Here is a 23,434-nt window from a genome sequence, read left to right on the forward strand (position 1 = left end):
CGATGGAACAGAGAGAAGGAGTGCCGCCCGTGGAGGAACGCCTGAAGGAAGAGGCGGTACAGTATCTTGATGCGCTCTATCGCACTGCAGTCCGACTGACACACAATGCCGCCGACGCCGAAGATCTGGTGCAGGAAACCTATGTCCGTGCTCTTGGCGCGCTTGATCAATTCGAGCCAGGAACAAACTTGCGCGCGTGGTTGTTTCGCATCTTGATGAATACCTTTATCAATCACTACCGACGCCGACAACGCCAACCGGTAGCGACGTCCTTGGATACGATGAGTGATTTCACGCTGCATCAGCAACGCGCCGATTTCCAGCAGCGCTTGCCGGAAGAACAGCCCGAGCAAGCCGTGCTCGATCAGCTTGCGGTCGAAGAGGTGCTGCATGCTATTGATGCACTCCCGCTTGAATTCCGGCAAGTCGTCTGGCTTGCTGATGTTGAAGGGTTTCGCTATCGCGAGATCGCGGATATTCTCAAGATCCCAATCGGAACCGTGATGTCACGTCTCCATCGTGCCCGCCGGCGTCTTCAAGACGTGCTGGCGCCCGCCGCTGCGCAGCCGTGTGGGTGCTGCGGGGAGTAGGGAGATGGTGAGCTGTCGCGATCGTGCGCAATGGCTCTACCCGTATCTTGACGGGGAACTTGAACCGCCGATGCAGGCCGAAGTCGAGGCACACCTTGCGCAATGTCCTGCGTGCCGCGACGAGGTTCGCCAGACGGCTGCCGTGCTCGCTCGCGTTGGCACCTGTGGCCGATGTGTGTGTGCTCCTGATGCGCTGGTTGAACGGGTGCGGCGACTGCTTCACGTTGAACCACGGTGAGTGGCGCGTCGAGCCCGCTCACGCGCGATTAAATCCTCGGGAATGCGAATAAGCTCGTGCTCCATTGACGGGCAACGCAGGTTGTGCAAATCGATCTTCTTGTTCAGCAAGCGGGCAAGCTCGCTGAACCGCCGCTCGAGCCGGCGAAGAATAGCTGCATGGCCCGGATCATTCGGGTCAAGCCGTGCTGCTGCTTCCCAATACTCGTCGTAGGCTTCCCAAACGATCCGCTTTTCTTCCCAGATTTCCTTACGCAGCTGAAGCCAGTCCGGCAACACGCCGTTCTTACGCAAGAGCCGATGGGCCGCCCAGAACTCATTCTGCGGCTCATCATCGCGTGGCAGCGGTTTACCTTCTCCAGGCAGGTTGCGAAATGCACCCTCTTCTTGCGCTTGCTTGATCCGGTCTTCGACGAGCTTTTCGTACCACCACATGCTGGCGATCCATTCTCTCGCCAAAGTATAGCCTCCCTCGCAACCTTCTCCGGCCAACCATGTCGTCACGCTGGTGAACCGAGCCTCGGTGTTATACTCGGCATGAGGAAGATGTGCTGGCAGAGCATGCGGGAGAGATACTGTGGAATCGCAGACGAGCAAGTCCCAGGCGATCGATCTCGCCCCCTTGCGAGCCGTCCTTGAAGAGAAATTTCGCCCTCGCGATAGCCAGGAAGCCCAAGAACTCATCGTCATGGCTTGTCAGGAAGCGCAAGCGCTCTACGGGTGGGTACCGCCGGAGGCTGCCCAGTGCATTGCCGATCACCTCGGCACGACGATCAATCGCGTCTATGGCCTCTTGACGTTTTACGCTGACTTCCGCACAACGCCTCCCGGCGAGCATTTCCTCTGGCTCTGTGGCGGCGCTGCGTGCTATGTCATGGGCGCACCGAAGCTGATCGAGCTCTTACGGGAACAGTATCAACTGACCGATCATGGTGTCAGCCCCGATGGGAAGCTGACCCTCCATATTTTTAACGGTTGTTTGGGTGTGTGTGACCTCGCGCCGGTTATCCAGGTTGATCACCATCACTATTGGGGCCATCTGACCCCGGAGAAATTACGTGACGCGCTGGAGGCTCTACGGGCTGATGGCGTGGCTGAGGAGCAGACACATGGAGCGACTGAGTAGCCGTCAGGCGTTTGACGAGTACGTTGCGCGCGAGCAGGCTCGCTGGGAGTCTCTCTGGAATGGCGACCAGTGGGTCGTTTCTGTTGGAATCAGCGAATGTAGCATTGCCAAGGGTGCTGAGGAAACCTATCGCCATCTCTCGCTCATCCTTGCTCAAGAGGGCATTCCCCATGTCCTCCGCCGTGTCGGCTGTGCTGGGTGGTGCTTCGCTGAGCCGTATGTTGAAGTGCGGGTGCCTGGCGCTCCACCGATTGTCTATGCGCAGATTACGACCGAGCGTGTTCCCGAGCTTGTCCACGCGCTGCGCCAGGGGAATCTGAAGCCGGAGTGGGCGTTGGGGGTCCGCGGGGAGCAAGGCTTCGACGGCATCCCACCGCTTCACGCGCATCCGTTTTTAGCCAAGCAGCGTCGGCTACTCTTCGCTGATGCTGGGGTCATTGACCCTGAATCCATCAGTGACTACATCGCCCGCGGTGGCTATCAAGCCTTGCGCAAGGCGCTTTTTGAAATGACGCCGGAAGAGGTTGTGGCCGAAGTCAAGGCTGCGAACCTGCGTGGTCGCGGCGGCGCGGGCTTCCCCGCTGGTATCAAGTGGGAGAGCGGCCGCCGAACTCAGGCCTGGCCCAAGTACGTCGTGGTCAATAGCCACGAGGGCGAGTTCAACGTGTACAAGGACCGGCGCTTGCTCGAATCGAACCCGCATCTTGTGCTTGAAGGCTTGATCATCGGCTGCTATGCGCTCGAAACCCCGTATGGCTACAACTACATCGGCGGCGAACACGCACTTGCCCTCAAGCGCTTTCAGCATGCTGTTGAAGAAGCCTATGCGCTTGGCCTACTTGGCGACAACATTCTTGGCACAGGCTTTAGCTGCCATGTCCGGGTTCGAACCGGTGGTGGTGCGTACATTTGTGGCGAAGGTTCAGCCTTGATGTATGCCATCATGGGCTACCGTGGACAGCCACGCACAAAGCCACCGCGCTCTGTTGAGGAAGGTCTCTGGAAGCGCCCGACGGTGCTCAACAACACCGAAACCTTTGCCAATGTGCCTGGCATCATTCGGAACGGTGGCAAGTGGTATGCCAGCATCGGGCCTGAGAACAGCCCGGGCACGAAACTCGTAACGATGCAAGGCCCTCTTGTCCGCCTTGGGGTTGCCGAAATTGAAATGGGCCTCTCGCTTCGTGAGCTGATTTTTGACGTCTATGGTGGGATGCGCGAAGGCTATCGCTTTAAGGGCATTCAGATGGGCGGGGTTTCGTCTGGCCCGTTGCGCGAAGACGAGTTAGATGTCGGCGTCGATTTCGACTCGCTTGACAAAGCGGGGGTGATGCTCGGCTCTGGAGGCTTCGTCGTCTTCGACGACCGGATCTGTGCGGTCGACTTCGCACGCTTCCTGGTCGCGTTCAGTCGCTATGAGTCGTGTGCAAAGTGCAATCCGTGCCGGCTGGGCAACCCCGCGCTGCTCGAAATCCTTGACCGCATTCGCTACGGCGAGGGTCGGCCGGAGGATATCGACCTCATCAAGGAGACCAGCAAGCACATCATCGAGCTGTCACTCTGTGGCCTTGGGCAAGTTGCACCAATGCCAGCGCTCGGCATGCTTCGGGCGTTCCCCGAAGAGTTTGAGGCCCATATCCGCGAAAAGCGGTGCCCAGCCGGTGTCTGTCCGATTGGCGAGCCGGCGGAGCTTGCTGCAGCCAGCGCTGACTAGCCACACCGCAGCGCTGGCTGCTCTTGCCGCAGGCCGCGTCGCCTACCGGCTTAAGTCGACTTCAAGCCCGCGTCCACGCTCTTGGGCTGCGCGCACGGCATGTGCAGCAACAATGACATCCTGCACAGCATTGCCAACGGACTTAAAGAGCGTCACCTGGTCAGCTGATTGGCGCCCAGGCGCTTGCTGCGCAGCGACGTGGCCAAGTTCGACGCGAATGTGCTCGGGGGTGATGGCACCAGCGTGCAGCGCCTTGAGGAGATCTCCGGCCTCAGCGAGTGCTGCTTCGACGTGATCGACCACAACGTAGGCTCGCTGTACTGTTGCGATGGGAATTTCCTGCATTTCTGGAGTGAACGCCCCGATTGCGTTGATATGCACACCGGGCTTCAGATCAGCGTCGTCGAAGACCGGCTCCCGTGATGTTGTCGCTGTGCAGATGACATCAGCCTCGCGGACAGCGGCCGGGAGATCCGTTACTGCAATCACTTCGGCCTGAATCTCTGGAGCAAGCCGATGGAAACGCTCAGCGAAGCTTGCTGCGGCTGCAGGTTGTCGGTCATAGACGTAAATGCGCTCGATCGGCCGGACTGAACAGACTGCCCACGCTTGTGTCGGTCCTTGGGCACCAGCGCCGATACAGAGGAGGATGCGACTGTCTGGCCGGGCGAGCAGGTCGGTCGCAGCACCAGAGGCCGCACCGGTGCGCAACGCAGTGAGGTAGGTGCCATCGAGCAAAGCCGATGGTGCGCCCGTCGTTGGGTCAACGGCAAGGACGGCGGCGTGAATCGTTGGCAGCCCCTGCTCACGGTTACGCGGAAAGACTGAGACGACTTTCAATCCGAGGCCGCTTACCGCTGGAACATACGCCGGCATGATCAGCGTTGTCCCCTCAGCTTCTGGCACCTCAATCGGCACCCGTAGCGGTACTGTGACGCAGCCAGCTGAAAGCTCAATAAAGACCTGCTTCATCAATGCAATGGCAACGCGCATCGGGACGAGTTCGGCAAGATCTTGCCGTGTGATGATCAGCATTTGCTTCCTCCCCGGTCGATTGATTCGCTCACATCCACGCTTGCTCGCGCTCCTCTGTGGTCGCAGTGTACCATGGTGTTCGGGCTGATAGGCCTTTTGCTCGTCTGGGCGTGTCACCAGTGCAATACCGTATCCGGTGATGTAGCCGGCCAGCGGCATGCCGTGCATGATGCAGTGCAAGGACATGGGACGCATGATACACGTGCTGCGACGTCTTGGGTTTCGCGCAGGAATGGCTGTCGGCGTTGGCTTGTGGCTGCTGATGCTCTTGCTCAACGCGATGGCAGTGGTGCATGCTGCCGATTTTGGGACCCCGATCCCTGGTCAGCATGTCTATGACCGCGCTGGTGTGCTTGATTCAGCAGCGGTGGCAGCCCTTGAAGCGCAGGCTCGGACAGTCGAACAAGCGGGCGTTCCCATCGTTGTCTACCTCCAGCGAAAGCACGCCACGTATGACGATACCGTCCGTGACGGTCGGGCACTCATGGACGCGTGGGATATCGAGTCGAAGCCGAATGCCCGCGATGGCATCGTTCTTTTCCTCAACCTTGAACCGAATGATCCGAAGCACGGGCAATTTGCAATCATCGCTGGAAAGACACTCGTTGATCGGCGAATGCTTTCGCAAAGCCGTCTCAATCGCATCGCTACCTCGATGCGCGGCACGTTGCAGTCTGGCGATCTCGCCAACGGGATCGCTGTTGGCTTGCAAGCGGTTGCGGCTGATCTCGCAGCTGGGCCAGAACCACCAGGTCGACTGGAACAATTCGCCTCTCGCTTTGCTGTTCCATTGAGTGTGCTGAGTTGTGCTACGAGTGCTGCTCTTGCGCTCTGGACCCTCCTCCATTCCCCGCGCCAGTCACGCTTGCCGACCCCAACGGTGCAACGTCCTGACAATTTGCCGCCTGCTCTTGCCGGTGCACTCGTGGCCGGGCGAATACACACACGGCAGCTGTTTGAAGCAACAATCCTCGATCTTGCGCGTCGCGGTGCACTGGCTGTTGAGCCAGTGGATGCTTCGCAGCCTTCGCACGGTGTGCAGATCCGTTTACGCAACAAGAGGAAGGTCTCCACGGCGCCATTTGAGCAAGAAGTCTGGAAGATGCTTGAGCGCGAAGCTAGCGATGGCGTTGTCACTCGTGATCGGATACGTCGGCTTCTTCTTAACATCGGCCAATTCCGTACACTTCTCCGCGATGAATTGTTATCGCGACGGTGGTTTGATCCGACAGCTTCCCGTCGACGTCATTGGTTGCTCGCGGGCGTCATGCTCGAAACGCTTCTCAGCGTTGTTGCATTGGTGTTCCTCTTTATCGGTCAGCCGTGGGGAATCTTTCTGAATCTCGCTGTTGCTCTCCTCATTGTCATTCCGAGTGTGGTCGCCTTTGTTCTTGCTGTAGCAATGCCAGAGATAAGCACGCTCGGCGAGGTAGCTGCCGTACCCTGGCGGGCCTACCGTATGGGCTTACTTCGCGCTTGGCGTCATCCAGAGATTGACATCGATCTTGATGAGGCTCTTCCCTATGCTGTTGCGCTTAATGCGACACACGGGTTGAATAAGCGCCTGCAGGAGGCGAGCAAGCACGGATATTCTCCCGCCTGGTTTTTGCGTCCAGCGCCAGGCGACGACGGCTTCTCCCCTGGCTTCTACCCGTACTGGGTCACCTGGCACTCGAGTTTCTCCCCAGCGGGAAGTAGCGGTGCCGGGGGTGGAGTCTCCGGCGGTGCTTCAGCTGGCAGCGGCTCAGCCGGCGGCAGCTTCTAGCAGCCTTGACGCCATGCGGCCCCTTCGCTATCGTTGGACTGATGACGGTGGCACCTGGGAGTGAGGAGGAATGCGCCAACACGTGTGCCGCTTCTCCCATGTGAGCCGGATGTGCAGTCCTGTTCCCCCATGCGCCTCAATGGTCGGGGTCTATTCCTTCTGGCCCCGAATTTGTGAGTGTACCCCTTCCTCCTAACTAGTGCCCGCGTCGCGCGGTGAATTTTCTCGGATCCTGCGCTAAACGCGCCATTGTCTGTGTCGAACGCCTGTAGTTGGTACGTGGCGTGTCTCTGCCATGTGCGGCACGTCGCACTGGCATAGGCGAAACGAGGAAGGGGTCAACACACCGATGGTTCCTGAAAGGAAGCTGACACGGCGAACGTTCCTGCACGCCGTTCTTGGCGTTGGTGCAACCGGCATCCTTGCCAGTTGTGGAGGGGCTGCCAACTCATCTCAGCTCACGCCGACGCCTCTCACCCGTGCGAGCACGCCGACGGTAGCCCAAACGGGCTCCCTGTCAACGCCAGCCGTCAAGACGTCGTCCAAGCTTGACGTCTTGCGCTTGGACTATGCCTACTATAACCCCGTTAGTCTTGTCTTGAAGCGCCAAGGCTGGGTTGAGCAGGAGTTCAGTCGCGATGGCACGCGTGTTGAGTGGGTCTTGAGCCTTGGAAGCAATAAAGCCAATGAATTTACGGCAAGCGGCACCGTACATTTTGGTTCGACCGGTGGGAGTGCGGCGCTGCTTGCGCGGGCAAACGGTGTTCCACTCAAAACCGTCTGGATTTATGCTCAGCCGGAATGGACAGCTCTGGTTGAGCGCCGTGATGGGGCGTTCAGTTCGCCAAGCGACCTCAAGGGCAAGAAAGTTGCAGCGACGCGCGGCACCGATCCGTGGTTCTTCCTCCTGCGCTCGCTCGATAGTGTCGGACTCTCATCGCAGGATCTCACGATTGTGCAACTCCAACATCCGGATGGTGAGCAAGCGCTCCTGCGCGGCGACGTTGATGCGTGGGCCGGCCTCGATCCGCATATGGCACATGCTGAACTGACGGCTGGCGCTCGCCTTTTCTTCCGCCATCGCGACTGGAATACCTATGGGACGCTCAATGTCTTGGAGTCGTTTCTCAACGCGCATCCTGACGTTGTTGAACGCGTGCTTGTCCTCTACGAGCGCGGTCGTCAATGGGCGCTCGCCCATCAAGAGGATCTTGCTCAGATCCTCGCTGATGAGGCAAAGCTAAATCTTGACATTGCCCGCAAAGTGCTCACGGAGCGAACGGCCTTCCCCGATCCCACTCCCGGTGATACCCAGCGCCAAGTGCTCGCGCAGATTTTGCCGCTTATCCGCAAGGAGAATCTTGTGCAGGCCGGAGCTGACCTTGACCGCGCACTCGCCACGCTCCTTGAGCCAAGCGTTGCGCAACGTGCGCTTGCTCAGGCGAAAGGAGGGCAATGATGGTCTCGGTACGAGCCGTGAGCCGTCAACAGCGGCTCACGGCCGCCTCTCGCACTCCTCGAGCACAGGTGAGATGGCAAAAGGTTGGACACTGGCTTTTGCCGTGGCTCATCCCGCTTGGTGGATTGGTCCTCTGGTGGGTTGCCGTTACGTCCGGCTGGATTCAGCCTTACCAATTGCCCTTACCAACGACGATTCTCCGGACGTTCATCGATCTCGTCATCCATGGCGAACTCGCTCGGCATATGCAGGCAACACTGCAACGACTGGCTGTCGGCTATATCCTCGGCGCTGTCTTCGGCGTTGCCCTCGGGATGCTTGCCGGCATGTCAAAAACGATTCGGCGAGCTGTTGATCCAACAATACAAGGCGTTCGAGCAGTACCGTCGCTGGCATGGGTACCGCTCTTTCTCCTCTGGTTTGGAATCGGCGAACGGGCGCGTGTCTTGCTCATCGCGCTTGGAGTCTTTTTACCAGTGTATTTCAACACATTGGCTGGTGTCGGCGGTGTCGATTGGCGTCTTGTTGAAGTGGGGTATGTATATCGGCTGGGGCGATGGAAGATTCTGCGAACGATTCTGCTGCCCGGGGCACTACCAGGGATTCTGACAGGCCTGCGTTCGGGGTTAAGCCTTGGCTGGATGTTTGTCGTTGCCGCGGAGTTGCTTGCTGCCAGCACGGGCCTTGGCTTTTTGCTCGTTGAGGGACAGTCAACAATGCGACCCGATCGGGTCATCGTTGCCCTCTTGCTCTTCGCCATCCTTGGACGGTTCAGCGACGCACTCCTTGGGGCGGTTGAGCACGCGCTTTTGCAATGGCGTGAGACGGTTGCGACTGCCGGACAGGAGGAAGGTTCCTAATGCCAGGAGCGGCCTTTACCGTAACACACGTCAGCGTAGCGTTTCAGGGCCAGCCCGTCCTTCAGGATGTCAGTCTTGAAGCAGCGCCGGGGGAGTTTCTGGCGGTTGTCGGGGCAAGCGGAATTGGTAAGACAACGCTGTTGCGATTGCTTGCCCAGATGGTGGCTCCTTCGGAAGGCTCTGTGCAGTTCTCACACGATGCAGCAGTTGGTGCTGTAGCACCACAAACCGCTATTGTCTTTCAAGAGCCGCGGCTATTGCCGTGGCTGCGGGTCTGGCAGAACGTTGCGCTTGTTGCTCCGGGGAAGACAGCTGACGAACGCCGTCGCCAGGCCGTGGCGGCGCTTGAGACGGTTGGTCTGCCACCAGAGTCGTTCTCGGCGTGGCCCCGGCAGCTTTCGGGCGGCATGGCACAACGGGTGGCGCTTGCTCGTGCGCTGGTGACTGCTCCGTCACTCCTGCTGCTCGATGAGCCCTTTAGTGCAGTTGATGCGCTAACACGCTTGCGTCTCCAAGATTACGTGCTTGACCTTTGGCAACGCTACGCCTTTACCGTCGTGCTCGTTACCCACGATGTTGATGAGGCAGTCTACCTTGCTGACCGTGTTGTCCTGTTGGCAGGCCGACCAGCTGGAGTCCATGCGGTCTTCCCGATTCCGCTGCCACGCCCGCGGAGCCGCAGCGATCCTGCGCTTGCGCTGCTTCGTGGCCAGGTGTTATCGGCACTGGATCAGTCGCTGGTGCAGCATGACGCTCTGGATCAGGCGTTGTCGTCTCGTGAAGAGAATGTTCCATCGGGGATCGGCAGTGCAGTGTCTTGACGCCGCAGGGGACAGTGTGGCATATTCTTATCCGCGACAATGCAAGAACGTTCCCCGATAGCTCAACGGTAGAGCAGGCGGCTGTTAACCGCAAGGTTGCAGGTTCGAATCCTGCTCGGGGAGCTTTTCTTTACCCCCTTTCACGTTCTCACGTGCGCTGCCTTGTCTGCCCGATGCTGTTTCCTCTTTACCCTTCGCATTTTCTCAGCTGCTTTCTTCAACCTGGTGCTGACGGCATGGGGGAACCTTCCGTGCTCGCTGATGAGTACTTAGGAGTAAGGCAGCGCGTCTCTGATCCACACTGCATCTCGCTCGGCTCTCGTGCTGTCACCAGTTGAATTGTCGCGCGAGTGCCTGTCCGTCAATCCGGAGGAGGATCGGCGAGCCATGCGGGCAGACGGCAGGCGTAGACGTCTCGCCAAGCGCCTGAACCAGAGCGCATAATCCCGGAAGGTCAAGCGGCTGACCGCGGCGTACTGCTGTTCGGCAGGCGAGACGGATGGAGAGCCGATCACGCCAGCTTTCGCTGTCCTCTGCTGCGACATCGTCAATGGCTTCGAGGAGCGCAGGGATCAGTGCGTCGCGCTGGCCGACCGCGGGGAACCCTCCAGCGTGCCGCGCTTCAGTGACAACGCCTGGCAAGTACGGCGTCGTTCGCAGCAGAAACGTGTGACGCCCAAACGTCTCACAGTGGAATCCGAGTGCTGCTAATGCGTCGAGCCAGTTGCTGAGTTTGGCGGCTTGGCTTGGCGTCAGTTCAAGAATCATCGGTTCGGCCAACTCGACAAGTGTGTCTGGGGCATCGTGCGTTGCTGCTTTGAGCCGCTCGTAGAGGACGCGCTCGTGAGCTCGGTGTTGGTCGATGAGGTAGAGCCCGTCAGGTCCCTCCGCCAGGATTAGCCGGTGCTGGACTTGCCCAAGAATGTGCAGCGGGGGAAGGTTCGGGGTAACGACGAGCCGGTTGTCGTATGAGGGCTGGTCCTCAGCAACCTGAGTGTGTGACACGAGTGGGTCAGTGACGGCCGCGGCAGCGAGCTGAAATGTTCGGGCCTTTCTCCCTAAGGTCGTGCGGATCACCTCAGCAGCAATTTTCGCGATTTGTGATTCGTGGTGGAGCCGCACCTCAAGCTTCGCCGGGTGGATGTTGACGTCAACCTGCTCAGGCGGAAGGGTAAGGGCGAGCGCGAGAATGGGATGACGGCCTCGCGGCAGTAACGGGCGGTAGGCAGCTTCGATCGTGTTCAACACTCCACGGGGCTGCGTCCAGCGCTCGTTGACGAGAATGTGAAGATGGCTCCGTCCTGGACGGGTGATGCTTGGATCCGCGATCACGCCGGTGATCTTCGCTTCGGCAAATTCCACCGTTTCAATGCTCTGTAATGATTCAGGCGGCAAACCGTAAACTTCACTCATGACCGTCACCAGATCGCCTGAGCCACTGGTCTGCAGCACGTGGCGTCCGTCGAGTAGTACCGTGAAGCGGATGTGCGGCGCAGCGATGGCCAGCCGGCGCACTGTCTGGACAATTTGTGCGGCTTCGACGTGCTTCTGTTTGGCAGCAGCGAGCCGAACCGGAACATTTGCAAAAAGATGTTTTACAATAACGGTCGTCCCCGGCGGATGAGCGACTGGTTCATCGCGTACGATCGTGCCATTGCGCAGCGTGAGGCGTCGTCCGATCCGGGACTCCGCTGTTGCGCTCAGAAGCGTCAACTCAGCAACTGCGGCAATGCTGGGCAATGCCTCACCGCGGAAGCCAAGGGTTTGAATGCAACGCAGGTCATCGTCAAGCAGTTTGCTCGTCGCATGCCGCTCACAGGCTAGTGGCAGTTCGTCAGGTGGAATGCCGATGCCATCATCGATCACCTGAATGCGTCCAAACCCAGCCTCTGTGATCTCAAGACGAATACTGCGAGCTGCAGCGTCGATTGCGTTTTCAATGAGCTCTTTGACAACAGACGCTGGGCGCTCGATCACTTCTCCAGCGGCAATACGGCTTGCCAGTGCTGGAGGCAGGACTCGGATCGGACGTCGGGCAACGCGCTGTGACTCGGACACTACTGGCCCACCTGATGAGTTGCATGACCGCGTAGCCTGGCTTGTTGCGCGAAGAGCCAGGTTAAGGCTTCGCGCGGCGTCATGCTTGAAAGATCGAGGGCGGCAAGCTCGTGTGCGACGGCCTGGCATGCTACAGGTGGAGGCGGAAACCCAGCAAGCGGCAGCTGGTACGGCCCCCGCAGATTGCCGGCTTCCCAGGGCGATGCCGGAATATGCTCTTCCTGGGGTGGTGCCGGCATTGCTACAGGCCGTGTATTGGTGAGTTCTGCAAGCACCGCTTCAGCGCGATCAGCGACCCAAGGCGGCAATCCAGCAAGCCGTGCGACATGAATTCCATAAGCACGATCCGCTGGACCGGGGCGAACGGTGTAGAAAAAGATCACGCGGCCATCGCGTTCAAGCACTTCAACATGGGCATTGGCGATACCAGGGAAGGTTTCGCTGAGTGCCGTGAGTTCGAGGTAGTGGGTCGCAAAAAGCGTGCGCGCGCCAATGCGATCGTGAAGGTCCTCCAGCACGGCCCGTGCAATAGCAAGACCATCGTAGGTGCTTGTGCCACGCCCAATTTCGTCGAGAATCACGAGGCTTTTTCGGGTTGCCTGGTGCAGGATAGTCGCGGTTTCCACCATCTCAACCATGAATGTGCTCTGCCCGCCTGCCAGGTCATCGTGCGCCCCGATACGGCTGAAAATCCGATCGACAAGACCGATGCGCGCTCGTTCTGCCGGGACGAACGAGCCGATCTGCGCTAACCAGACAATCAATGCGACTTGGCGAAGGTACGTGCTTTTGCCTCCCATATTCGGTCCTGTAACAAGCAAAATCCGCGGACCATCTCCGCCTATCATGCAGTCGTTCGGGATAAAGGGCTGATGGGTCATCGTCGCTTCGACGACAGGATGCCTTCCTTGGACAATTTCGATGCAGTCGCTTTCATCCAGTATCGGGGCGACCCAGTTGTAGCGCACTGCTGCTTCTGCCATTGCTATGAATGCGTCGAGTTCGGCAACCCGGCGCGCTGTTTGTAGCAGACGGTCAGCATGACTAGTGAGCGTGTGACAGAGGTCGGTCAATGCTGCGCGCTCGAGCGCCTCAATTTCTCCTTCCGCCGATAGGATGCGTGCTTCTGCTTCCTTTAGCGCTGCGGTGATGAAACGCTCGCCATTCGCCACCGTCTGTTTCCGAATGTAATCTGGCGGGACATTCGGCAGGTTCGGGCGTGTTACTTCGATGTAGTAGCCAAAGACTTTGTTATATCCGACCTTCAGGGAGCGAATGCCTGTCCGCTCACGCTCCTGTTGCTCGAGCGAAGCCAGCCATTGACGTGTTTCGCGAATAGCCTCCCGGGCCTGATCAAGGGCAGGGCTGAATCCCGGCCGGATCCGTACGCCCTCAGCGTCCTCGATGATTGCAGCTTCAATCATAACCGCGAGGTCAGCGCAGGACGGTATGTTCTCAGCGAACGAGCGCAGTGCTGGTGCCTGAGCGGCCTGGAGATGGCCGAGCAGTGCTTCAACACCCTCGAGCGCGCTTTTGAGCTGGAGAAGGTCACGAGCAGTCGCAAGACCCTGGGTCACCCGACTGATCAAGCGCTCGAGATCCCCAACTGACGCAAGGATATGCCCGAGGTGATGCCGCACCCGCGTTGCCGCAACCAACGCGGCGATGATCCCTTGCCGTCGCTGGAGTTCCGCAAGGTCGCGCAGCGGCTGGCTCACGATGCGCCGGAGTGTGCGTGCGCCCATCGCTGTCTTCGTGTGGTCAAGCACGCTCAGCAGGCTGCCGCGTGTCCCACCAGTGTGAAGGCTTCGTGTCAGTTCCAGGTTGCGGCGTGTTGCTGCATCAACCCATACCGTGCGACCGAGGGACTCAGTCCGCAGACTGGTGAGCATGGCCAGGAGGGCTGGATTGGTTTGTTGCAGATACACAAGAATAGCGCCCGCTGCGCCAATTGCCCCCGGTAATTCCGCACAGCCAAAGGGCGTGAGAGCCTGCGTGTGAAAATGCTCGCACAGTATTGCGGCAGCGCGCTTAGGAGCAAAGTGCCAGTGCGGTAAGCGTGTGATGTGGCCGATGATCCCGTCCATCGTCTCGGCAGTATCCGGAAGAAGGCATTCAGCTGGATTGAGGCGCGCGAGTTCGTCGCGGAGGAGGTCAGCTCGGCTCGGTCCGTTCAATTCAAGCGTGGTGAATTCGCCGGTGCTGACATCCACCCAGGCAAGGCCAATGCGGTCACCAAGTGGGGCAATGGCCGCAAGATAGCGATTTTCTGTTGAAGGGAGTAGGGCAGTCTCAGCGACCGTCCCGGGTGTCAAGACGCGTGTGACTGCTCGCTCAACAAGTCCTCGTCCGGGCTCACTCAACTGCTCGGCAATAGCAACGGTGTGCCCGGCTGCGAGGAGCCGTGAGAGGTAGTAATTCAAGGCATGGTGCGGGATTCCAGCCATTGGCACGCGGCCATTGCGGCCGAAGCTTCGTGACGTCAGCGTGATCCGCGCGTCACGAGCAACGATGTGCGCATCATCATCGAAGGCTTCATAGAAATCACCGAGGCGGTAGAGGAGGATCGCATGAGGGTATTGTTGCTTCAGTTCGAGATACTGCCTCCTCGACGGGACAAGCGCTGACGAATCCGCTGGCCGCTCGGACTGTGCCTGGTGGTCACGTTGCGTTCCGGTCTGCCGTGATCCTGCACGCGCCATGCCCGACTCTTCCCCTCACCTGCCACTCCCTGCTTCATCCAAGGATAGTGCATGATTCTGCCGTTGTCTGGTCGTTCCGTTGTCCGTGTGCCTGCCAGGCTCTAGAATCCATGCAGAGGAAAGGAGTGGCAATGCGCGTCGCAGTAACGCGAAGAATTCCCGAGGTTGGGATCCGTACGTTAATCGATGCTGGTGCCGACGTCTATATTTGGCCGGAGTCGTTTCCTCCAACGCGTGAGCAGCTCATCGCATTTGCCCAGGGTGTCGACGCGCTGTTAACGCTCCTCACTGAGCACATCGACGGGGCACTCTTAGATGCGCTTCCAACGGTACGCGTTATCAGCAACATGGCTGTCGGCTATGACAATATCGATGTTGCTGCCTGCACCGAGCGTGGTGTTGTTGTCTGTACCACCCCCGATGTCCTGACCGACACAACGGCTGATTTTGCCTTCGCGTTGATGCTGGCCGTTGCCCGGCAACTCAAGCCGGCTACCGAAGCAGTGTTGCGGGGAGAGTGGCGCACGTGGGAGCCACTTGGGTTCCTTGGTCACGATGTCTCCGGTGCCACGCTTGGAATCGTCGGCTTTGGCCGGATCGGGCAAGCGGTTGCCCGGCGGGCGCGCGGTTTCAACATGACGGTCCTCTATACCGACCGCGATCCGCAACCGGCAGCAGAGCATGAGACGGGCGCGCAATATGTTTCGCTTGACATACTGCTACAGCAGAGTGATTTTGTCAGTCTTCACGTGCCATTAACGCCGGAGACGCGCCATTTGATTAGCGCTCCCGAGCTAAGCATGATGAAGCCTACGGCAGTGTTGATCAATACTGCTCGTGGCCCCATCGTTGATACCAACGCGCTTGTCCGAGCACTGCAAGAACGTCAAATTTGGGGAGCTGCTCTCGACGTGACGGATCCCGAGCCACTGCCGCCGAACCATCCGCTGTTGCAGTGCCCGAACGTCCTCGTTACGCCGCACATTGCAAGTGCGAGCGAAGTGACACGGGCCCGTATGGCAGAACTCGCTGCGCAAAATATTCTCGCCGTGCTTCGTGGCGAGAAGCCGCCGCGCGCAGTGAACTGGGAGGACGTCCGTGGTCAGCTCCAACAGCACCACTAGCCCGGACTTTCGCGTTGTCATTACGGGAATCGGCGTCATCTCGCCAATTGGGCAGACGCTCGACGCTGTCTGGGATGCGCTCTGCACGGGACGAAGCGGCATCGGCCCGCTGACCCGTGTGCCAGCTGAGGGCTTGCCAAGTCAAATCGCTGGGGAAGTGCGGGATTTTGATCCTTTCTGTTGGCTTGAGCCGAAAGAGGCACGGCGGACCGATCGCTTCATTCAATTCGCCGTCGCTGCTGCGCGGCAAGCGCTTGAACAAGCCGGTCTTTCTCCCCTGCCTTCGTCAGTAGCCGAACAGACTGGCGTGATTCTTGGAAGCGCGCTTGGCGGCGTAGAGACGTTTGAGCGGGAAGTGGTGACGCTCATCGAGCGTGGTCCGCGCCGCGTTAGCCCGTTTTTGATTCCGATGTTCCTGCCTGATATGGCCGCTGGGTATGTCTCGATTGTAGCCGGAGCAACGGGCCTGAACTTTGCAACACTCTCTGCATGCGCGAGTGGGGCGCACGCTATTGGTGAGGCGGCCGAAGCGATTCGTCGTGGTGACGCTCTCGTGATGCTCGCCGGTGGAACTGAGGCACCATTGACCCGTTCTGTTATTGCTGGCTTTGCAGCGCTGCAGGCATTATCAACGCGAAATGATGAGCCGCAGACGGCAAGTCGGCCATTCGATGCAACACGCGATGGGTTTGTCATTGCCGAAGGCGCAGCAGTCTTCGTCTTGGAGCGACTCGATCATGCGCTTTCGCGCGGTGCACCGATCCTCGCGGAGGTCACAGGCTACGGAGCGACGGCAGATGCCTACCATATCGTCCAGCCATGTGCGGATGGTGCCGGGGCTGTGCGGGCAATGCAACGCGCTCTTGCCAGTGCCCGGCTTGCACCTTCTGATATTGACTATGTCAATGCCCACGGCACGAGTACACCGCTCAATGATGCCGCTGAGACCCTCGCAATTAAGCGGGTGTTTGGCGATCGCACGCCGCCGGTGAGCTCAACCAAGGCGTTGACTGGCCATCTTCTTGGCGCTGCTGGTGCGCTTGAAGCTGCGTTCTGCGTCCTCGCCTTACACCATCAAGTGATTCCACCGACCTGGCACTGGCGTGTCCCTGATCCGCAGTGTGATCTTGACTATGTGACCGAAGGCCCTCGGCCGGCGACCTTACGCCACGTGCTTAACAACGCCTTCGGCTTTGGGGGGCATAACGCTGCACTTGTGTTGAGCCGCTACGACGGCTGATGCGTTGTCGCATTTTGCTCCACTAACCTGGCGTAAACGCAGGAAAGGGTAAACAGCACGACGGCAGCCCAGGATTTCACGAGTGCTTGTCCTGGGCTGCCGTCGTGTAGCGTGTCTCTATTCGAGATAGCCGCGTAATGCCCGACTATAGCTCGGGTGCCGCAGCTTGCGAAGAGCCTTGGCCTCGATTTGCCGAATCCGCTCGCGCGTGATCCCAAATTCGCGGCCAACTTCCTCAAGAGTGCGAAATTGACCGTCCTCAAGACCAAAACGAAGGGCGATGATTCGGCGCTCTCGCTCTGAGAGGCGACTCAATGCCTCTTCGATTTGCCGGCGGAGTAACTGTTGGGACGCGAGTTCGAGTGGACTGGGCATGGACTCGTCTTCGATGAAGTCGCCAAGGAAGGCATCACCGTCTTGTCCGATCGGCGCTTCGAGCGAAATCGGCAGTCGGGCTGCTTCGAGAACTTGGCGAATCTTCTCTTCGGGCATATCGAGGGCGCGGGCCACTTCGAGTTGGGTTGGCTCGCGCTCGAGAATCTGTTGCAAGCGGTGCGACATCTTCTTGACGCGGTTCAGCGTTTCACCAACATGCACAGGAAGGCGGATTGTACGGCTCTGGTCGGCAATCGCGCGCGTAATCGCTTGCCGGATCCACCAGGTGGCGTATGTTGAGAACTTATAGCCGCGCTTATAGTCAAATTTGTCTGTTGCCTTCATCAAGCCGATGTTGCCTTCTTGAATCAGGTCGAGGAACGACAATCCACGGCCGACGTATTTCTTCGCCACACTCACCACAAGGCGCAGATTCGCTTGGATGAGGTGTGCGCGCGCTTGTTCACCGTCTTCCTTATCGGCGAGCAGGGCTTGGCGTTCCTCTTCGGTGGCATAGTCGCCGCGGGCGAGGCGTGCTTCAGCAACCTTGCCCCGCTCCATCCGCTTGGCAAGCCAAACCTCTTCCTCGGCGGTGAGGAGTGCGGTTTCGCCGATTTCTTGAAGGTAGAGGCGAACGGTATCGCTGACGCTGATTGCGTCATCCTGTTCGGTTCGCGTGCTGGAGATGCGCCGCCCAAGGAATGTGGGATGTCCCGTCGTTGTCGCCGGGGCTCGGTCAATGAAATCATCCTCGGCGACTTCGATTCCTTGTTCTTCAAGGGTGAGGTAGAACTCGTCAACAGCGGCAACATCGTCTTCAGCATGTGGGAAGACCGACAGAATTTCATCGGGGCTGATATAGCCGCGATCCTTACCGCGCCGGATCAGGCTGGACTCCGCTGAATCCATCGTTACTCCCCTTTTCCGCACACCCCTTGCCCAAACGCACGTTGCCTCGCCCATACAAATGCGCCCTGCGCAAGCGCGCAGGGCAGCATGTCATAGTATCATGGTAGAGTGTGTTGCCACATCATCATATTTCGTGCCAAGCCGCACCATACATCCATACGCTCGGAAGCTCTCCACTATTATGAAAGTATAACCCGAAGCTGCTACGCTTGCAAGTGGAAGGGTATGATCGGCCATGCTACGGTTGTGGCAGTACGGAAACGGCATTGTTTTGAAATGAACTCGACGCGTGTCGTGTTGCCGATCGTCATCGGGATTGACCCGGGAACAGCCCGCTTAGGGTATGGCATCATCCAGGATGGTGAACGCCTTGCGGCACTGGCCTATGGCGTGGTCGAGACAGCGCCACACCAGCCGATGGAACAACGACTGCTTACTCTCTATCAGGAACTTGACATGCTGTTCACGCAGTATCGACCTCAGGCCCTCGCACTCGAGCAGCTTTTCTTTGCCCGTAACGTCACGACGGCGCTCGCTGTTGGGCAAGCCCGTGGTATTGCCCTGTTAGTGAGTGCCCAACATCAGGTTCCGGTCTTCGAATACAAGCCAGCTGAAATCAAGCAAGCCATTGTCGGTTACGGTCGTGCTGAAAAGCGCCAGATGCAAGAAATGACGCGAATTCTCCTTGGCCTTCCTGATATCCCGCGCCCGGATGATGCGGCTGATGCCCTGGCTATCGCGTTATGCCACCTTCAGCATGCCCGCTTTACAGCGCGTGTACGGAACGATGTCTGAGCGACAGCGGTCACCACGTATTCGAGCCGATGAACTCCTCGTCCAGCGTGGATTAGCCGAGACGCGCAGTCAAGCCCGCAGCTTGATTCTCGCTGGCCGTGTGCGACTCGGCCAGGAGGTGATCGATAAGCCTGGGACGCTCTTACGACCCGAGGCCGAGTTGACTGTTCTCGAGCCGCCGCGGTTTGTTAGCCGTGGTGGTGAGAAGCTCGATTATGCCTTAACCGTCTTCCACATCGATGTTCGTGGCCTGGTCTGCGCTGATTTCGGGGCCTCGACTGGCGGTTTCACTGATGCCCTGTTACAGCGCGGTGCTGCCCGTGTGTACGCCCTCGACGTCGGCTACGGCCAGCTGCACTATCGGCTGCGTCACGATCCACGTGTAATTGTGATGGAGCGGACGAATGTCCGGTACCTGTCCTCTCTCCCTGAACCGATTGACCTCGTGACGATCGACGTGTCATTTATTTCGCTACGGCTGGTATTGCCTGCAGCTGGCCGCGTCTTGCGACCAGCCGGGCAGGTTGTCGCACTGGTGAAACCACAGTTTGAGGCCGGTCGAGGTAAAGTGGGGAAGGGTGGGATTGTTCGTGATCCGGCGGTACACCGCGAAGTACTCGAGCAAGTGCTGCATGCTGCTGCTGCACTTGGCTTTGCGCTTCAGGGGCTGACGCGCTCTCCGATTACTGGCGCAGATGGCAACGTCGAGTTTCTCGCCTGGTTCCGCTGGGAAGGTCAGCCCGTCGGTGCGCAACCAATCGAGCCACTGATTGCTGCTGTGCTGACTGCGTCTACGAACTCGTAGTGTCTGGTTCAGGCGCGTCTGCACCCTGGAGAAACGTCGCAGCGCGTTGCGTGAGGAATGCTGCGATCTCACGTGGGGAGCGCGCGAGGAACTCCGTTGGTAGCTCTGTGAGAGCGTGCTGCAACGCCTTGGCAAATGCCTCAGTTGCCCGGTACTGTGCTTCCGCGAGCAGACGCTGCTGGCGTCGTTGTTTCAGGTCGGTTGCGAGCAGCGCCTGTCGGTTGTCGAGCAGGAAGCGCCCAAGTTCTGCGATTCCCTCGCCGGTCGTTGCTGTTGTCAGAAAGACTGGTCGTTCCGGTGCATGGGGAGTGGCGAGTCGTTGTGCTGCGCGGAGTTCGCGGGCGAGCGCCGGTGCGCCGGGGGTGTCCGTCTTGTTAACGACATATCCCTGAGCGATCTCCAATACCCCTGCCTTCAGCAGTTGCACACTATCACCCAAGCCGGGAACAAGAACGAGTAGCGTGATATCAACCATTTCTGCGATCGCGCTGTCGTCCTGCCCGGCGCCAACCGTTTCAATGAAGATCACATCAAAGCCGAAAGCGTCGAGAAGAAGGGCCATACCCATTAAGGCCGGAGCAAGCCCTCGCGCGCGACCACGGCTTGCAACGCTTCGGATGAACAGACCTTCGTCAATACTCTGCTCAAGCATACGGATGCGATCGCCGAGGAGCGCACCGCCACTCCGTGGACTCGTCGGGTCAACGGCGAGCACGGCTACCGTTGCCCCCTGTGAGCGCAGAAATTCGGCCAAGGCAGCAATCAGTGTGCTTTTGCCAGCTCCGGGAGGGCCAGTAATACCGACGAGATAGGCATGTCCGCATGTATGCCACAGGGCAGCCTCAAGCGCTTCACCCTCAGCTGCCCGGTTTTCGACGAGCGTGAGGGCGCGCGCGAGTGCTCGGCGATCGCCCGCACGAAGCCGCGCAAGCAGATCGTCACTCATGCAGTCGCTCCTCGCGTGGCACGTGTTCCTCGATAAACCGGATAATTTCTGTCAGCGGAGTGCCTGGACCAAAAACTGCTGCAACGCCAAGCGACTGCAGGAAAGGAATATCCTCGCTCGGGATAATCCCACCCGCAATGACGAGCACATCAGTTGCACCGGCTTCGCGAAGCGCCCGCATGATTTCCGGGAAGATCTGATTGTGGGCGCCTGAGAGGATGCTCAGTCCAACGACGTCAACATCTTCATCAACCGCTGCGCGCGCAATCATCTCAGGGGTTTGGAAGAGGCCGGTATAAATGACTTCCATTCCTGCATCACGGAGCGCTCGCGCGAGCACTTTGGCGCCACGATCATGGCCATCCAACCCGGGTTTGGCGATCAGCACCCGAATCGGGCGGGTTGGTGAAGAGCGTGCGGCTGAAGACGAAGGCGTGCTCGTCATGGATTCTGCTCCCACACAACGGTGCAGCCAAGAAAGAACACTTAGTAATGGATACCGCGGCGGAGGACCCCTTCGCCTTCACGCGTTTTGATCGTCTGCATGACGGTGACAGTATCAGCTGCTTCTTCGAGCGCCGGCGTTGCCGCCCGGCCAGTCAGCACAATATCTGTCCATGGAGCAGCATGCCGAACGAGGTCGAGGATAGCTTCATCGCTTACCGCCCCCTCCGCGACAAGTGTCAGCAGGCCGTCAAGAATCAAGATGTTTGTAACTCGCTGCAGAACGTGCTGGCGCGCTTCGCGAAGTGCAAATTCGAGGCGTTCTGGCGAGATACCTGGCTTCGGCACGTCCTCAAGCCGGGTACCAACTCCAACCAGGCCGTATTGTGAGAGCGTGACACCGGTGAGGAAGGAGACGGCGGCAACTTCTCCGCGCTCCCGTCCAGTTTTTAGAAACTCGATGATATGGACGCGCAAGTTATGCCCGGCACCACGGAGGGCAATCCCAAGCGCTGCATCTGATGTCCGGCGCTCATCGCCGACAAGCAGGAGCAGATACCCACGCTCCTCAGCCTGCTGTCCATTCGCTTGTGCTTCGCTCATCTGCCTCGCTCCTCTACCCTCATACCAGCAACCGTATTCTATTGCAAGGACGAATTACGCTCAGTGACGTCCTTGGGTGGCAACAACCGCACGATTGAACCGGTTCATCGCTGCCGTCAGTCCTTCGCGCCGCCAGCATTGTGCTGCGGCGGCAGCTTGCTCGATGATACTGGGAAGTACTGCTCTCTCGTCAGCCGTAAAAGCCTCGAGCACATAGCGTGTCGCATCATGCCGCGGCGGACGACCGATCCCGATGCGCAAACGGTCGAATCCAGCGCCAACGGCTTGTATGATGGATTCGACACCATGATGACCACCACTTGAGCCATTATGCCGTAGACGGAGCGTGCCGAAAGGAAGATCGAGGTCATCATGGATGACGAGAAGCCGCTCAAGTGGCAGGCGGTACCAGCGAAGCAGTTGCTGAACTGCTCTTCCGCTTGCGTTCATGTACGTCAGCGGTTTCGCTAGTACGATGCGTCCACCGTCTTGGTCCGTCACCGACGTGATTGCTGCCTCGAATCGAATATCCCATAGCGGAGCCTGATAGAGCGTTGCCAGCGCGTCGACAACCTGAAAGCCGATGTTATGGCGCGTTGCTGCATATTCAGGGCCGGGATTTCCTAGGCCAACGATGGCCCACGTTGGCGTGTCTGGCATGCTCGAAGTACCTCCTTATACACCGCCACAGTTTGCTTTGCCGTCTCATCCCAGGAAAACTGTTGTGCACGTGCTTTCCCAAGAACACGAAGTCGATTTTGTACTGCCTCATTGTGCAACACGTCCCGCAACGCCTTGGCCCAGCTTGCGGGGTCGTCTGCCGGTATGAGGATGCCAGCATTGTCAAGGATTTCTGGCAACGCCCCGCGGGCAGCTGCAACGACTGGAAGGCCAGCCGCCATCGCTTCGAGCGCTGGCAACGAGAATCCCTCATCGAGTGACGGGATAGCCAACACCGTTGCTAACGTAAAGCATGCGTCGCGCAGTCGATCATCAGCGTCGGTGATCCAGTAGAGCCACCCTTGCCGCATACCTTCATGGATGGCAGCAAGTTCCTTATCGGCCTGCCATCCCAATTGGCCGATGATCACCAGGTAGGGCGCAGCAGCTGGGTCTTCTTGCCAAAGCTGGGCAACAGCGTGACAGAGGAGCTGATACCGCTTGCGCGGTTCGATTGTGCCTACGGCGAGGACCCACTGCCGCTCCCGAAGGCGCTGGACAGTCATGCGCCCAAGCTGTTCGGCAAGGTACTCCCAGGCACGCGCTGGCGAAAGGGGTTGAACTGGCGAAACACCGAGATAGGTTACGGCGATGCGAGCGCGTAAGGTCGGAAAGAGCTGGCGGAGTCGCTCGGCCGTTGTCTGCGAGACGGCAATGATGGCATCGGCGCGGGGCAGTGCAGCCAAAAACTGCCCATAGTAACGTCGGGCATTTGCATCAAGCAGCGACGGGTGGTCAAGAAAAGCGAGATCGTGCACGGTGACAACGCTGCTGATGCATGAGGGAAGTGCGGGCGGAATAAAGTCGACGCTATGGACGAGCGCAGGACGCCGCAGTGATAACTCAAGCGCAAGGGTCCGTCGTTCAAAGCGGTGGTGCGGCGGCGTCAGTACGCGAACCGTTGGCCACGGAAGATTTGCCACCGGCCGATTTTGGATGAGGCGCAGTGGCAACGATGGGGCAACCCGCGCGAGCGCAGCAGCTAATTGCTCGACATAACGTTGAATACCGCCAGGACGGTACGCGAGCAGTCGGGCGTCAAGGAAAATGGGGCGGTTCGTGTCGTGACGAAGCCAGTGCATCATCGTCCTACGCTCACCGCGGAG

The 23,434-nt window shown here is 59.0% G+C and carries 22 protein-coding genes and 1 tRNA gene; 13 read left to right on the forward strand and 10 right to left on the reverse strand.

From position 1 onward, the window contains the following. Positions 1-29: 29 nt before the first annotated feature. Together N675_RS09270 and N675_RS09275 are read left to right on the forward strand one after the other, a co-directional pair. Positions 30-590 carry a sigma-70 family RNA polymerase sigma factor gene (locus tag N675_RS09270; protein ID WP_231577991.1) on the forward strand — a complete coding sequence of 187 codons (561 nt, stop codon included), beginning with the start codon at positions 30-32 and terminating at the stop codon, positions 588-590. Positions 591-594: 4 nt separating this feature from the next. After that, entirely contained in the window at positions 595-828 is a 234-nt protein-coding gene (locus N675_RS09275; protein WP_038039095.1) for an anti-sigma factor family protein, read from the forward strand. Here the strand turns inward: N675_RS09275 and N675_RS14475 are convergent. Beyond that, positions 810-1,262 carry a DnaJ family domain-containing protein gene (locus N675_RS14475; protein WP_051914518.1) on the reverse strand — a complete coding sequence of 151 codons (453 nt, stop codon included), beginning with the start codon at positions 1,260-1,262 and terminating at the stop codon, positions 810-812. The genes N675_RS09275 and N675_RS14475 overlap by 19 nt on opposite strands. A 142-nt stretch (positions 1,263-1,404) precedes the next feature. Here N675_RS14475 and N675_RS09285 point away from each other — a divergent pair, with 142 nt between their 5' ends. Both N675_RS09285 and N675_RS09290 read left to right on the forward strand, forming a co-directional pair. Continuing rightward, positions 1,405-1,953, forward strand: coding sequence for an NADH-quinone oxidoreductase subunit NuoE family protein (locus N675_RS09285; protein ID WP_038039096.1), 549 nt, complete (start codon positions 1,405-1,407; stop codon positions 1,951-1,953). Then, positions 1,937-3,667, forward strand: coding sequence for a complex I 51 kDa subunit family protein (locus N675_RS09290; protein WP_038039097.1), 1,731 nt, complete (start codon positions 1,937-1,939; stop codon positions 3,665-3,667). Before N675_RS09285 ends, N675_RS09290 begins: the two co-directional genes overlap by 17 nt. Before the next feature lie 42 nt (positions 3,668-3,709). Here the strand turns inward: N675_RS09290 and N675_RS09295 are convergent, their stop codons facing one another. Further along, positions 3,710-4,702, reverse strand: coding sequence for an ornithine cyclodeaminase family protein (locus N675_RS09295; protein WP_038039098.1), 993 nt, complete (start codon positions 4,700-4,702; stop codon positions 3,710-3,712). A gap of 193 nt (positions 4,703-4,895) precedes the next feature. Here N675_RS09295 and N675_RS09300 point away from each other — a divergent pair, with 193 nt between their 5' ends. The 5 genes from N675_RS09300 (at position 4,896) to N675_RS09320 (ending at position 9,730) form a co-directional block, all read left to right on the forward strand. Continuing rightward, positions 4,896-6,467, forward strand: coding sequence for a DUF2207 family protein (locus N675_RS09300; RefSeq protein ID WP_038039100.1), 1,572 nt, complete (start codon positions 4,896-4,898; stop codon positions 6,465-6,467). Positions 6,468-6,816: 349 nt separating this feature from the next. Further along, positions 6,817-7,926 (forward strand): aliphatic sulfonate ABC transporter substrate-binding protein, encoded by a 1,110-nt coding sequence (locus N675_RS09305; RefSeq protein WP_081886979.1) that lies wholly within the window; start codon positions 6,817-6,819, stop codon positions 7,924-7,926. Then, a complete protein-coding gene (locus N675_RS09310) occupies positions 7,923-8,786 on the forward strand; it encodes an ABC transporter permease (RefSeq protein ID WP_081886980.1) in 864 nt (287 codons plus the stop codon). The genes N675_RS09305 and N675_RS09310 overlap by 4 nt, the downstream gene beginning before the upstream one ends. Continuing rightward, on the forward strand, positions 8,786-9,607 hold the full coding sequence (locus N675_RS09315) for an ABC transporter ATP-binding protein (protein WP_081886981.1): 822 nt from the start codon (positions 8,786-8,788) through the stop codon (positions 9,605-9,607). The genes N675_RS09310 and N675_RS09315 overlap by 1 nt, the downstream gene beginning before the upstream one ends. A gap of 51 nt (positions 9,608-9,658) precedes the next feature. After that, positions 9,659-9,730: transfer RNA gene (locus N675_RS09320), tRNA-Asn, on the forward strand. 204 nt (positions 9,731-9,934) lie between these two features. Here the strand turns inward: N675_RS09320 and mutL are convergent. Beyond that, positions 9,935-11,665: a DNA mismatch repair endonuclease MutL gene (mutL, locus tag N675_RS09325; protein ID WP_051914519.1), complete on the reverse strand. Its 1,731-nt coding sequence runs from the start codon at positions 11,663-11,665 to the stop codon at positions 9,935-9,937. Continuing rightward, positions 11,665-14,367, reverse strand: coding sequence for a DNA mismatch repair protein MutS (gene mutS / locus N675_RS09330; protein ID WP_038039104.1), 2,703 nt, complete (start codon positions 14,365-14,367; stop codon positions 11,665-11,667). The genes mutL and mutS overlap by 1 nt, the downstream gene beginning before the upstream one ends. Positions 14,368-14,498: 131 nt before the next feature. On the opposite strand from mutS, the gene N675_RS09335 reads away from it, so the two are divergent. Both N675_RS09335 and fabF read left to right on the forward strand, forming a co-directional pair. Next, positions 14,499-15,491, forward strand: coding sequence for a 2-hydroxyacid dehydrogenase (locus N675_RS09335; RefSeq protein ID WP_038039106.1), 993 nt, complete (start codon positions 14,499-14,501; stop codon positions 15,489-15,491). Further along, positions 15,466-16,731, forward strand: a complete 1,266-nt coding sequence (gene fabF / locus N675_RS09340; protein ID WP_051914520.1) for a beta-ketoacyl-ACP synthase II — start codon at positions 15,466-15,468, stop codon at positions 16,729-16,731. The genes N675_RS09335 and fabF overlap by 26 nt, the downstream gene beginning before the upstream one ends. A gap of 117 nt (positions 16,732-16,848) precedes the next feature. On the opposite strand, the gene rpoD is transcribed toward fabF, so the two are convergent. Continuing rightward, on the reverse strand, positions 16,849-18,015 hold the full coding sequence (rpoD, locus tag N675_RS09345; RefSeq protein ID WP_038039108.1) for an RNA polymerase sigma factor RpoD: 1,167 nt from the start codon (positions 18,013-18,015) through the stop codon (positions 16,849-16,851). A gap of 276 nt (positions 18,016-18,291) precedes the next feature. Between rpoD and ruvC the strand changes: the two genes are divergently transcribed. Next, on the forward strand, positions 18,292-18,810 hold the full coding sequence (gene ruvC / locus N675_RS09350; RefSeq protein ID WP_038039723.1) for a crossover junction endodeoxyribonuclease RuvC: 519 nt from the start codon (positions 18,292-18,294) through the stop codon (positions 18,808-18,810). Next, positions 18,803-19,615 (forward strand): TlyA family RNA methyltransferase, encoded by an 813-nt coding sequence (locus N675_RS09355; RefSeq protein ID WP_038039109.1) that lies wholly within the window; start codon positions 18,803-18,805, stop codon positions 19,613-19,615. The genes ruvC and N675_RS09355 overlap by 8 nt, the downstream gene beginning before the upstream one ends. Here the strand turns inward: N675_RS09355 and meaB are convergent. The 5 genes from meaB to N675_RS09380 are packed head-to-tail and all read right to left on the reverse strand — an operon-like array spanning position 19,602 to position 23,413. After that, a complete protein-coding gene (gene meaB / locus N675_RS09360) occupies positions 19,602-20,561 on the reverse strand; it encodes a methylmalonyl Co-A mutase-associated GTPase MeaB (protein ID WP_051914521.1) in 960 nt (319 codons plus the stop codon). The two genes, N675_RS09355 and meaB, sit on opposite strands and share 14 nt — an antisense overlap. Then, on the reverse strand, positions 20,554-21,006 hold the full coding sequence (locus N675_RS09365) for a cobalamin B12-binding domain-containing protein (protein WP_051914522.1): 453 nt from the start codon (positions 21,004-21,006) through the stop codon (positions 20,554-20,556). The genes meaB and N675_RS09365 overlap by 8 nt, the downstream gene beginning before the upstream one ends. Before the next feature lie 41 nt (positions 21,007-21,047). Beyond that, complete coding sequence (locus N675_RS09370; RefSeq protein WP_038039111.1) at positions 21,048-21,608, reverse strand: cob(I)yrinic acid a,c-diamide adenosyltransferase; 561 nt, start codon at positions 21,606-21,608, stop codon at positions 21,048-21,050. Positions 21,609-21,668: 60 nt separating this feature from the next. Continuing rightward, positions 21,669-22,268, reverse strand: coding sequence for an aminoacyl-tRNA hydrolase (pth, locus tag N675_RS09375; protein WP_038039113.1), 600 nt, complete (start codon positions 22,266-22,268; stop codon positions 21,669-21,671). After that, positions 22,232-23,413 carry a glycosyltransferase family 4 protein gene (locus N675_RS09380; protein WP_051914523.1) on the reverse strand — a complete coding sequence of 394 codons (1,182 nt, stop codon included), beginning with the start codon at positions 23,411-23,413 and terminating at the stop codon, positions 22,232-22,234. The genes pth and N675_RS09380 overlap by 37 nt, the downstream gene beginning before the upstream one ends. Positions 23,414-23,434: the final 21 nt, after the last annotated feature.

Origin of the sequence: Thermorudis peleae (assembly GCF_000744775.1) — a bacterium.
Taxonomy (GTDB): domain Bacteria; phylum Chloroflexota; class Chloroflexia; order Thermomicrobiales; family Thermomicrobiaceae; genus Thermorudis; species Thermorudis peleae.